Below are 11,974 nucleotides of genomic sequence, written 5' to 3' on the forward strand. Positions count from 1 at the left end.
GATTGTAAATTGGTGCGCCGAACGGCCGAGGCAGTGCGTCATTTTTTAAGTTCAGGCAGCGGTCCGGTTTTGACGTGAGCCGACCTTAAATCGTTACTGCAAACGATCTATGTTGGTCGCGTGCTGCCAGTTAGCGGACGGACCGCACCTGGGTGCCGGATTTTTATGGCTGAACGACGGCAAATGGTCGACGTCGGATATCGCTCGCTGTGATGCCGCCCACTATCGTCAATTCGACGCGATCATCGATCCTGAAACTAGCCGTTCGCTTTCAGCCGCCTTCACATTTGCCCGCCAACCAGATCTTATGGATGACATGCTCCCCGCCGGCAAAGGCCGGGATACTCACCTCCTCGACATCGAACCCGATGCTGTCTAGTCGATCGACGAAGGCGTCGTCGGCATAGGCCGACCAGATGGCAAGTATGCCGCCAGGTTTGAGCGCGGCATGAGCTGCGCGCAGCCCCCAGTTGGAATAGAGACGTTCGTTGGCCAGATGGATCAGGCCATCAGGGCCATTGTCGACATCCAGCAGGATTGCATCGAACCCGGCTTCTGCCCGCTCTATCACATCATGCACATCCTCCATTTCGAGCGACAACCGGGGATCGGCGAGATGATCGTGGAACAGATGCGCCAGCGGGCCATTGGCCCAGGTCACGATCCTTGGCACCAGTTCTGCGACAGTAACCCGGGCCTTTGGCGGTAGGATCGCCAAGGCAGCGCCAAGTGTAAATCCCATCCCAAGACCGCCGATCAGAATTCGGCTTTCAGGATCGGTCAGTCGCCGGCATGCCAACGTTGCGAGCGCCTCCTCGGAATGGCGGACCTGATTGCCCATCAGTTCCTCCTCGCCGAAGCGGATTGAGTAATCCGTGCCGCGTTTCCACAGCCGCAACAAGCCGCCATCGGGAAGCTCCGCCGTATCGAGCAGTTCGACAGGCGTATGTGTATCAGATGTGGCCAGCATGGCTCGCGTCCTTCGTGGATGCCGGCCCTGCCGGAAAGCGGATAGTCCAATCACATTCGGTCCCCTTCCGCACCGAGCCAGCACGGACTGGGAAAATTCGGCACGCGCCCTCACCGATCATTTGGTCGCATATTGTCCGGGTTCGGCTTGGAAGACATCGCGCGCGAAATTGCGGGCGGCTGTCGCAGTCTTGAAGAGTTCCGCCTGCAACCGGGATGTCACCAGCGGATAGCCTTGCGAATTATAGCGCGTCTCCCGCACTGTGAGCCGGAAATGCCCGTCCTCGTCGGTGTTGATCAGAAAGGGCTTAACGTTTGCACGGGACATATGCGCTCCTGGTTGAGGGACAGCAGGCCGGCGATGCGAATGCTCCGCCGGTAGAAAAAGTCAGCCCAGCACAGCGGCAACGATCCGCTTCAGTTCGCTGCTGGACAGGGTAGGGGGCACCGGCAGATGCGACGGGTTGCCCAGTGGCAGCAGGCTCGCGCCTTTGCTGGCCTTGGATATGTTTTTCATGAAGTTGGTCCTTGCGGCGTCATGCCGCGTCAATTGGGCTGTTGCCCGGAAATGATGGGCGGGATTGAGCCGCGGCGCGCCAGTCGGGCCTGCAGCCCATATGATGCGCCGCGAGCCGTCACGACGACGCCCGCTTCTTACGTGCAAGATAGCGCGCATCGCGCGCTGCCTTGCGCTCGGCTTCGGTCAGCACTGGCTTTTGCTTCACTGCTGCTGCGGCCGCGTCCTGCGCCTTCGCATGCTTGAGCGCCTTGGCGGCAAGCAAGTCATGCTGCCGCTTTTCTCGCTTGGCTGCTTCCTTGGCGAGCCGACTGGCCAGGCGGGCGGCCGCGGCAGCCTCATCCACCGGCGGCTTGGCCCGCAGTTGATCGAGTGCCCCTGTACGAGCACGCGCGGCGGCACCGATGCGCTCCTGAAAGCCTGGCTCTTTGTATCTTTTCATGTTGTTGGAAAATGTCCTGTTCTATGTGCGTATTGAAATGGTCGTCCCGGCCACATGATATTATGGCGTAGCCAGTCCAGAATATCGGACGGACGCTAGCCGTTGGACAGGGAGAACCCAGACGCGGGTGTCGATGGCGATTTCCATGTTGTCGCTTCGCAGTGGTGCGCGGCGTCTGCGTCATGGAAATTTTCTGCTTGGCGATTACGAAGCCTGTCCTTGTCCCATCATTCATTCGGACGCGCGACCATTCGCACATCCCGGCTTCATGAGGGCAATAGTGGACAAAGGGAGAGCCGTAGCGGCCCGATACCCGTCAGAGTCAACGTTCAGCGAAATGCTTGTAGCACGTATCGCCGAACATTGAAACTCCGCGTGGAAATAGGCGCACCACCTGTCGCTATCGCAGGCCCCTGGAAGCCGGCCTTTTCACAGGCAGGTACGAGGGGAGCAATTCCAATAGCGGACGGACCGCACCTAGGAACGGAAAAATAGCGGCTGGATGGCGACATCCGGTCCAGACTGTGTGAAAACGCTGCAGATATGGTATGATGCTCTAACGGTTTGGGGGATCATATGGGTCGCTTCATTTCTGGTGCTGATCGCAAGCAGACGACGTTATTTCCGCCCTGCGTAGATGATTGGATCGGGGATGATAATCCGGTTCGAGTGATCGACGCGTTTGTAGATGCGCTCGATCTTTTGGGGCTTGGATTTGACGGTGCGCAGCCTGCTGCGACAGGGCGGCCTTCGTATCACCCGTCGGTCCTCCTCAAGCTTTACATCTACGGATATCTCAATCGGGTTCAGTCGAGCCGACGCCTGGAGCGGGAGGCTGACCGCAATGTCGAGCTGATGTGGCTGGTGGGCCGGCTTGTACCCGATCACAAGACGATTGCCGACTTCCGGCGGGATAATGGTGTTGCGATCCGCCAGGTTTGTGGCCGTTTTGTCCTTCTCTGCCGGGAGATGGCCCTGCTCACGAGTGGCAGCGTTGCCATTGACGGCAGCAAGTTCAAAGCGGTCAATAATCGCGACCGCAACTTCACCACAGCCAAGCTGGCGCGGCGTCGGGAGCAGATCGAAGAAAGCGTTGCACGCTATCTCTCGCAACTGGACACGGCGGACCGGCAGGAGCCGACAGACGTCCTGGCCTCAAAAACGGATCGCCTGAAGGAGAAGATTGCCAGGCTTGAGGAGGAGATGAAACGTCTCGACGGGCTGGAGGCGCAGATGCTGGCTGCGCCGGATCAGCAGATTTCACTGACTGATCCTGACGCTCGGTCCATGGCGACAAGCGGTCGTGGGACCGGAATGGTGGGGTATAACGTCCAGGTCGCGGTCGATACAGAGCACCACATCATCGTTGCCCATGAAGTGACGAATGTGGGTAGCGACCGGGCTCAACTGAGCGGCATGGCGACAACGACCAAGATGGTCCTGGGTGTGGATCGGCTCGATGTAGTGGCAGATCGTGGCTATTTCTCGAGCGAGCAGATCCTCGCCAGCGAACAGGCTGGCGTCACGGTCACCCTGCCAAAACCACTGACCTCAAGAGCCAGATATGAAGGTCGCTTTGGCAAGCCGGATTTTGTCTACGTGCCCGAGCAGGATGTATATCGCTGTCCCGCAGGCGAACTGCTGAAAAACCGCCTCCAGAGTGAGGAAAGTGGTCTAAAGATAAATCGATACTGGGCCAGCACCTGCCAAACCTGCACGATCAAATCGCGCTGCACACCTGGCAAGGAGCGGCGTGTCTCCCGATGGGAGCATGAAGATATGATCGAGGCGATGCAGCACCGGCTCGATGCCAATCCGGACGCCATGCGCATCCGGCGCCAGACCGTCGAGCATCCCTTTGGCACCCTCAAGTCGCGAATGGGATACACACATTTCCTCACCAGAACCAAGCCACGCGTTTCTACTGAAATGGCCCTCCACGTCCTCGCCTATAACCTCACTCGCGTCCTCAACATCATGGGAAGCCGTAACCTGCTGAATGCCATCGCCGGCTAAGACAACGCCGTGCAAAACTCAGCACGGCCAATATTTATCAATCATGTCAACGAAGACGTTTCCACACAGACTGGGTCGAGGACGGAAAAGGCTGCTACGCCGATTGTCGGCGTTCGAATGCGATTTACTTGTGTTGGAAGGCGGACATTCGCTGACGCGCCAACTAAGATCAGTCAACGGCTCTCCTACGATCACGTACTCAGCTCACTGTTCCCCAACCACCTCCTCTGGTCAGGAAGGTGTCGCGTTCACGGATAGCGACGGCAGCATTCAGGAGTTCCGATAGTCGCCCCATCTCTCTCCCGATCAGATCGTCGAAGTTTTTCTGATTTTGAGAGCGCAAGATCGGAGTTGCCGCTTCGAGTTTTTCCAACATCGGCCTGGCAAGCTTTTCGACGAACTCGCTGACATCTTCGACGCCACATTGCGCAATGAACGATGTCAGATCTTCGCTGGTCATATCGTCGAAAAATTCAGCAGCGCCAACATTATAGGCGAGCTGGTGATTATATCGATCGTCGATCCGAATGGGGAGCAGGTCATAAAGCGGTGCAAAATAGGGCGTCCCGCCCTTCGCGTAGAGCAGGGCGTGGTTCTTGGCATGGTTGTCGGTGTTGCCAACACACAGGTTGAAAAGCGTCGCTAGGAGAAATTCCAACCTGGCTGCGTCAGGATCGGCGGTTTGGTTGAGCACCCAAATAGCCGCGTCGGTGTCGAACCAACGGCCAGGTTTACCATTACGCTGATATTTTAGTTCCGAAGGAAGCCCTAGCGCCTGCGCAAAATCCTCCTGATGTATGCGCGAAACGATGCCATTCTCGACATGTCGGTCAAATCGTTCGATCAGCAGGGCATCAACGCCATCAAATTTCATGGCGACTGGAACGCTGACGTTCAGATCCAGCGCATCAGCGAGAAGCGCCGAGGCTTCCTCAAGCCGAGCTTCTCGCCCATGCCGCCGCTCTGGCACTTTGAGAATGTGCGTCGTCGGCACCCTGACACCCGCTCGGGGAAGAGCGAATGTGCCGTCCGGTAACAGGGTGAGGGCAATTTTACTTTGAACGCCGGCTACTGGCGAAGGGTCTCTGACTTCCGAAGGCAACCGTCGCGTGTCGGCAAGACTGCGCACGATACGCGAGAGTTCACGCTCCTCGATCGGCTCGTAATCCTGGTCGAGGTGGCCTGGTGCCTTCACTGGCGGATCCCCGCCCGGCAGACAAGATATTGCGCCAGGACAATCGGCACCCATGTAATGGAGCAGGCCGACCACATCGGTAAGCTCGAGCCCCTCGCGCTCCATGATCCGCTGCAACTGATTATTTTCGGGCAGGAGATTGGCAAAGAAAGCCCGCGTTCTGACGTCGTTAAATCCCTGCTCTTGCAGCGGCAAAGCAAGCGACAATGGCAATCCCTGCGTCTCGATATAGGCGCCATCATATTGGAAGCTGGTTCCACCCTCTTCAGAACGAATTAGTTGCCCAGCCGGCAAAGGGTGGCCGTCCATCCATACGGCAAGCCTGTCAGCGCGCATCGTGCTCAGCCGCCAGCAAACGCACACCCAAGGCATTGCAAACGTGGAACACGCGCTCAAGCTCTGCAGTCGGCTTGCCAGCCTCCAGTTCTGAGATGAAGCGCCGTCCGGTCCCGGCCTTCTCTGCAAGCTCACTTTGGGTCATTCGCTGCTGAAGACGCGCGGCGCGAACGAATTCGCCAAGTTCCGCGGCACTGGACAGGAAGGACCGACGCTCCGATGCTGATATGGGTTTGATAGAGGCAACGTCGAACTGCACCGCCGGGCCTTGCGCGAGTGCAGGCATTTCGATGCGGTCAGACCGGTCGGGCGCACGCAGCTTGATGGCAGGCCTCGGCGTCGCTTCCGCCTTCGCTTTGGCCACGAATTGGCGCAGTGCACTCCCATTTCCTGACACCTTAATGACGCCCGATTTCCCTGCCCCTTTCTTTTCGAAGAAAGGCGCAGTGGGCGTTCCGGTCGCTACAGATGAGGTTTGTCGCCCACGTTTCATGAGTTGGGCGAAGCTTGAGCTCGACAGTATTTTCTTTTCGACCATGGCTAAGAAGCACTAACCGAAATCCACATTCATGTCAAAATTCATGTTCCCGATCGGTATCACCGACGCACCGTCCGGGATCACAATTGTGAATAGACGGGAATTGTGCGTGCTGACCAATGCGGTCGGAATTGAAGTGCGTTGCAGCTTTGGCTGAATCGCGGGCGACATGGTCTGGCTGGAGAGGGCGTTTCGCGAAAAATGAGGCGACCAACAAGACATGGTCGGGTTGCGACCCTGCGGGATCCCGCACACTATCGCTGGCGCTTCAATCCAGGTTTTGCATTCGACCATCATCCGACCGTAGCCTGATATTCCGAAAACGGCCAGTCTCGAAGGGGGCTGTCAGGTTAGCGGATGAAGTGGATGGCTCCCGCTCATGGCATCTAAGTGCCAAGATGGGTTTGCTGTCATGCAACCCGAGAAGGAGCCACCCGCCATGGAGATTAGCACGATCGGCCTCGATTTGGCCAAAAACGTTTTTCAGGTTCACGGTATCAGCGCGACCGGAGAGGTCGTCATTCGCAAGGCGCTGCGGCGATCGCAGATGTTGCCGTTCTTCGAGAAGCTGCCGCCGTGCCTTGTCGGCGCCGAGGCCTGCGGGACGTCGCATCACTGGGCGCGCGAACTGACGAAGCTGGGCCATGAGGTGCGGCTGATGCCGGCGGCTTACGTGAAGCCTTATGTGAAGCGCGGTAAGAACGATGCCGCCGACGCAGAGGCAATCTGCGAAGCGGTCACACGTCAGACGATGCGGTTCGTGCCCGTCAAGTCGCGCGAGCAGCAGGCAGCGTTGTCGCTGCACCGCGTGCGTAGCCTGCTGATCAAGCAGCGCACGCAGCTGGTCAACATGATGCGCAGCGTGCTCGCCGAGCTGGGCATCGCGATCCCGGTGGGGATCGTGAAGGCACTGCAGATGGCGCGGGAGATCGCCGAGGGTGAGTCCAAGCTCGACCTGCCGACCGAAGCGGTGAACGTCGTCGCCATGCTGGCAGGGCAATTGCTCCAGCTTCACGCCCAGTTGCGAAAGCTCGACCTGCGTCTCGCCGCTCTGCAGCGGAGCGACGACAGGGCCCGGCGCCTGGCGACGATCCCTGGTATCGGGCCGATCGGCGCGACCGCGCTTGCCGCGTCAGTGACTGATCCAAGCCAGTTCTCGTCAGGGCGCCAGTTCGCCGCCTAGCTGGGGCTGACCCCGCGGCAGAGTTCGAGTGGCGGCAAGGACCGCTTGGGGCGCATTACCAAGATGGGCGACAGATATCTGCGGCAGCTCCTGGTCATCGGCGCAACCGCGCTGGTCCGATACGCAAAAGAGAAACCCGGCACGGCCGATCCGCGCTTTGTCGCTCTGCTCGCCAGAAAGCCTGCGCGCGTTGTCTCGGTCGCCATCGCCAACAAGATGGCGCGGATCGCATGGGCGGTCATGGCGCGCGGCGGCGTCTTCGAACGCGGGCATGCGCCCATGCTGGCAGCAGCATAGATCAAGAGTTTAGCTGAGGAGATCAGCTTCACGAGGTTGTGAGAGCGAAGGATGTGATGGCAAAACCGGTCGGACCGGGAACAAGGACAACCCAAGGACTGTCATAGGCGTAATAGCCTGCTTAGCCGATCGGACCTTGTTCGCGGACACCATCAGGGCCAGCAGTCTACACCGACTGCATCAACAGGCCGGACAGACGACTGCACCCGACGGAACGTCAGATCATCACTTTATGCTTGCAACGCGGGAGCCATCCACAGATGACTGTCCGGACCTAGAGATCGAAAATCGCCTCCTGAACGGCAAAGAAGGGTGCGCGCCGTGCAAAGGCGGCACTTTCTAGGCCGTATGTTCGTGCGGTGAAGTTGGCCCGCCCTCGGAGTAAGCAGGAAACGGGGGTTACGCCGGACGGACCGGCGCCTATCCCCAAGCTTAAGCGAGGGCGAACCATGGACGAGTATAGCGAACTTTTCATCGGACTCGATACATCGAAAGCGAAGATCTCGGTTGCAGTCGCGGAAAAGGAACGGAACGGCGAAGTCCGCTTTTTCGGCGACATCTCCGCCGAGCCGACGTCGGTCGCATCGATGGTGGGCAAGTTGGCGAAGCGTGGGGCGAAGCTTCACTTCTGCTATGAGGCTGGCCCGACGGGGTACGATCTGTATCGCCAGATCATCGCGCTGGGGCATGAGTGCCAGGTCGTGGCGCCCTCTCTAATTCCCAAACGCCCCGGTGATCGGGTGAAGACCAATAGGCGCGATGCCGTCAGCCTGGCACGGCTTCATCGCGCCGGCGAGTTGACTGCCGTCTGGGTTCCGGACGAAGCACATGAGGCTGTACGCGACCTTGTCCGCGCTCGTGAGTGCGCCCATGACGCGCTGAAGAAGGCTCGCCAGCAGTTGCAGTCCTTCCTCTTGCGCCATGGCCGGATTTTCCCGGGACGCACATCGTGGACACGGGCGCATTTTCGTTGGCTGGCAGCGCAGAGCTTCACCCATCCCGCCCATCACATCGTGCTCGTCGAATATATCCAGGCTATCGAGGATGCGGGTGTCCGAGAAGATAGGCTGACCAAGCAGGTCGCTGAGATAGCCGCGTCCTGGTCCATGGCACCTGTGGTTGAAGCCTACCAGGCGATGCGCGGTATCGCGTTCATCAACGCCGTCACCTTTGTCGTGGAAATCGGCGATATACGACGCTTCGAAACAGCGCCGCAGTTGATGGCGTATCTCGGGCTTGTACCATCCGAGAGTTCAACGGGCGAGCGGGTGAAGCGCGGGGGCATCACCAAGGCCGGCAACAAGCGGGCTCGCCGCGTGCTGATCGAAGGCGCATGGACCTACCGCTTTCCCGCCCGGGTGAGCCAGACGATCCAGGCACGGTTGGAAGGGCTACCACGCTCCGTTCGCGAGATCGCATGGAAAGGGCAAATCAGGCTCTGCGCACGTTATCGAAAGCTGATCCAGGCCGGGAAGCTTAAGACCGTCGCGGTCACAGCAATCGCGCGGGAGATGGCCGCCTTCCTCTGGGCAATCGGGCAAGAGGTGGCTCCCACCGCTGAGGCATGAAGGCTCATCATCGGTAAACGGTCACGAGAAAGGAGCAAGAACCAGCGTCATCATCTGCTTGATGTGCAAAGTTGGGAGCAGGGCCCCGGTGGGGAATCCTCGTACCCACTATGTGGCGGACTAAAAGTCTATGCCCGATTCTAGACAGAGGCAGCCCCAGACGAACATACGGATATGCGGTAGCCAACCCGCGCATAAGAGTATGCCAACCGTCGTCGAAAGCCCTGCTCCCTACTCTGCACATGAGCTTCACAAATTGGATTTCGTCATCTCGGGCGGAAAGGACATCATCATGCCGAAGGCTCTTGAAAACGAACATAAGAGTGGGTGAGAGGCCCACCCGGCGACGCTCCAGCCGGAAGCAACCGGGGCAGGCATGGAGGAGACGACATGTCTGAAGCCCCCGGATGACGGTCACGTAGGTGATACTCCCGGTCCAGTTCCTCCATCACGCTCGTTGCGCGGAGCATTGGCACCTGCCGCAGCATCGGCACGACAATCTCGTCCCACACGTCCGCAAGCGGATCCACCCGCGTCCGTCCACGTGCCTTGCGACACTGGCTTGGTAATGAGGCTGCCGCGCTAATCCGCCGCGCGCTGCGCTCACTGATCCCGGCCCGGCTCGCCGCCAAGACCTGCGTGTCGCCCGGCTGTTTACGTTCCATATACCGCCTGAACTGGCGGTCCGTGATCCAATCTCCTGGCACCAGCTTTGCCCCCTGCGATCGCAGGGGGCAAAGCTGACAGAAATGTATCACGATCCGGCCATCTCGATTGTCGTCAGGCGGCCAACATAACTGTCGTCACACAAACCGCCGCCTTCCCGGTGCCCTCGTACCTTTCTTCCCAGTGGCGCAGGAGGTCGTGATAGACCCCGTCACGCAGGTGACTTGGTCATTATGGTGGTCTAGAGCAAGAGAGATCGCGTGACGCTGCCATTTAAGTCGAACAGGCATTGGCCGGCGCCGTTGTTGCCGACCTTGTCCCGGGGTCAGAAGGAGTTCGAGACGTGGGGACCGAGGGTGACGGGATCCACGCGGTGCGGAGAGGATGAAGGGTGGGGCACGCCACGGTAAACAGGCAGTTCGACCTGTCGCATACCGAAGGTGGTTTCCACTGTCGGCTTGCCGCCCCCATAAGTCCGCGAGGAAAACGGTGATCAATAAGCCGAAGCGCAGACAGGTGGTCGCGCCGTTCTGGATGCGGATCACGTTGTGGACATGGGGCCGAATGCATACCCGGCAGCGCTGCTGCAATCCAAATATCAAACTTGCGAATCAATAGCAATTGGGTAATGCGCTGCGTTGTGAAACCACTCAGCGACTTCTATCGGCGACAGCATCGCGGACTTGTACGCTATGCGCGTGCGGTCAGCGCGGATGAGCATGGCGCTGAGGATTTGGTCCAGGAAGCATGGATTCGCTGCCGCGGCATTGCCGCGCGCGGACCGGTCAATGATCCGGCCCATCTGTTCCGTCGCGTCCTGCGCAACCTTGCGATCGATCGCAGCCGCAGCCTGGCGCGCGAGCGGATTCGGCTGGCGGCGGGCGACCTGGCCGATGTCGAGACGCGCATGGCGGACGATCGGCCCTCGGCCGAGCGGGCCGTGATCGCGCGCCATGAACTGGACCTGCTGCGCCAGGCGCTGGGCGAACTGGATGACCGCACCCGGGTCGCGTTCGAGATGCACCGGTTCGAAGGGGCGCGGTTGCAGGAGATTGCCGCTGCTCTGGATATCTCCGTGACGCGCGCGCATGAGCTGGTGGCGGCGGCGCTGCGCCATTGTCGCAATGCGCTGTGGGCGGATGGATGATTTCTACAGGGCGCGGCGAAAAAATCCCGCGCTCGAACGTCTGATGGTCATGGCGGCGATCATTCGATAAGGACGCGCATGGGCTCGGCATCACAGGACGGGCCTCCCTTTCCCGGGCGGATCCCCGGGCAGGCGGAGGAGGCGGCGCTCGGCTGGGCGATCGCCCTGCGCGATAGCCCGGACGATCTGTCGCTGCGCCGGCAGTTCCAGGCCTGGCATGAGGCCGATGCCATGCACCGCCAGGCCTGGGCCGCGATGCGCCATCTGGACGACCGGCTGGAGCAGGTCGAGCCGGCCTATGCGGTGCGGGCCGACAACCGACATATGGTCCTTCCTGCTGTGGAGACGCCGCCCAAACGTCTCCGCCGTCCCCTGCTGCTGGCGGCGGGGGCTGCCTGCCTGGCGCTGTTGCTGGCGCCGGCTGTGTCGCTGCGCCTGCAAGCGGATTATCGTACCGGCGTGGCCGAGGTGGAGCGGGTGACGCTGGCCGATGGCAGCGTCGTACAGCTGGCGCCACGCTCCGCCATCGCGGTGGACTTTGCTGCAGGGCGTCGCGACATTCGCCTGATGGAGGGGGAGGCCTTCTTCGCCGTGACGCGCAATCCTTCTCGGCCGTTCCGGGTACTGGGCGACCGGGCGACCGTGACCGTGCTGGGCACCGCGTTCGACGTGCGGGCGGCGCGGGGCGACGATGATGCTGCCTTGGTCGGCGTGGAGCATGGCCGGGTGCGCGTTGCGCCCCATGCCGGCGCGCCGATGCTGCTGACCGCAGGGCAGGGGGCTGCCGTGGCAGCTTCCGGCGACCTGCGTCGCCAGGCCGTCGTGCCGACGCAGATCGCCGCCTGGCGCGACCGGCAGATCATTGTCCGGAACGAACCGATCACCGACGCGATCGACCGGCTGCGGCCTTGGTTCGGAGGCATGATCCTGACGCGCGGCGAAGCGCTGGCCAATCAGCGGCTGACGGGCCTGTTCAACGCGGCCGACCCGGTCGAGGCGCTGCGTGGCATGGCTCGCGCCTATGGCGGGCGCGTGACCGTGATCGGCGGCTGGCTCATCATCTATTCGCAGGCCTGACGAAGAAAATTCGTTGCTCTACC

At 60.4% G+C, this 11,974-nt stretch carries 10 protein-coding genes and 1 pseudogene; 5 read left to right on the forward strand and 6 right to left on the reverse strand.

Features of this window, described 5'->3' with window-relative positions; genetic code table 11:
* Positions 1 to 271: 271 nt before the first annotated feature.
* The 4 genes from K3M67_RS20170 to K3M67_RS20185 form a co-directional block, all read right to left on the reverse strand.
* A complete protein-coding gene (locus K3M67_RS20170) occupies positions 272 to 970 on the reverse strand; it encodes a polyamine aminopropyltransferase (protein WP_285833172.1) in 699 nt (232 codons plus the stop codon).
* Between the two features lie 117 nt (positions 971 to 1,087).
* On the reverse strand, positions 1,088 to 1,297 hold the full coding sequence (locus tag K3M67_RS20175) for a hypothetical protein (protein WP_285833173.1): 210 nt from the start codon (positions 1,295 to 1,297) through the stop codon (positions 1,088 to 1,090).
* A 60-nt stretch (positions 1,298 to 1,357) separates the two neighbouring features.
* The gene (locus K3M67_RS20180) at positions 1,358 to 1,486 is read right to left on the reverse strand and encodes a hypothetical protein (RefSeq protein WP_285833174.1); all 129 of its coding nucleotides are present in this window, start codon (positions 1,484 to 1,486) and stop codon (positions 1,358 to 1,360) included.
* A gap of 118 nt (positions 1,487 to 1,604) precedes the next feature.
* Positions 1,605 to 1,928: a DUF6481 family protein gene (locus K3M67_RS20185; protein WP_285833175.1), complete on the reverse strand. Its 324-nt coding sequence runs from the start codon at positions 1,926 to 1,928 to the stop codon at positions 1,605 to 1,607.
* A gap of 576 nt (positions 1,929 to 2,504) precedes the next feature.
* Between K3M67_RS20185 and K3M67_RS20190 the strand changes: the two genes are divergently transcribed.
* Positions 2,505 to 3,944 (forward strand): IS1182 family transposase, encoded by a 1,440-nt coding sequence (locus tag K3M67_RS20190; RefSeq protein WP_285833176.1) that lies wholly within the window; start codon positions 2,505 to 2,507, stop codon positions 3,942 to 3,944.
* A gap of 199 nt (positions 3,945 to 4,143) precedes the next feature.
* Here K3M67_RS20190 and K3M67_RS20195 read toward each other — a convergent pair whose 3' ends face one another.
* Positions 4,144 to 5,475, reverse strand: coding sequence for a HipA domain-containing protein (locus K3M67_RS20195; protein ID WP_285833177.1), 1,332 nt, complete (start codon positions 5,473 to 5,475; stop codon positions 4,144 to 4,146).
* Positions 5,465 to 6,013 carry a helix-turn-helix transcriptional regulator gene (locus tag K3M67_RS20200; RefSeq protein ID WP_285833178.1) on the reverse strand — a complete coding sequence of 183 codons (549 nt, stop codon included), beginning with the start codon at positions 6,011 to 6,013 and terminating at the stop codon, positions 5,465 to 5,467. Before K3M67_RS20200 ends, K3M67_RS20195 begins: the two co-directional genes overlap by 11 nt.
* Positions 6,014 to 6,452: 439 nt before the next feature.
* Between K3M67_RS20200 and K3M67_RS20205 the strand changes: the two are divergent.
* From K3M67_RS20205 to K3M67_RS20220, 4 genes and pseudogenes are all read left to right on the forward strand, one after another.
* A pseudogene (locus K3M67_RS20205) lies at positions 6,453 to 7,493 on the forward strand (IS110 family RNA-guided transposase).
* A gap of 449 nt (positions 7,494 to 7,942) precedes the next feature.
* Positions 7,943 to 9,061: an IS110 family RNA-guided transposase gene (locus K3M67_RS20210; protein WP_043979582.1), complete on the forward strand. Its 1,119-nt coding sequence runs from the start codon at positions 7,943 to 7,945 to the stop codon at positions 9,059 to 9,061.
* A 1,306-nt stretch (positions 9,062 to 10,367) separates the two neighbouring features.
* A complete protein-coding gene (locus K3M67_RS20215; RefSeq protein ID WP_285833179.1) occupies positions 10,368 to 10,874 on the forward strand; it encodes an RNA polymerase sigma factor in 507 nt (168 codons plus the stop codon).
* 78 nt (positions 10,875 to 10,952) lie between these two features.
* Positions 10,953 to 11,951, forward strand: a complete 999-nt coding sequence (locus K3M67_RS20220) for a FecR family protein (RefSeq protein WP_285833180.1) — start codon at positions 10,953 to 10,955, stop codon at positions 11,949 to 11,951.
* Positions 11,952 to 11,974: the final 23 nt, after the last annotated feature.

The organism is Sphingobium sp. V4 (assembly GCF_029590555.1).
GTDB lineage: Bacteria > Pseudomonadota > Alphaproteobacteria > Sphingomonadales > Sphingomonadaceae > Sphingobium.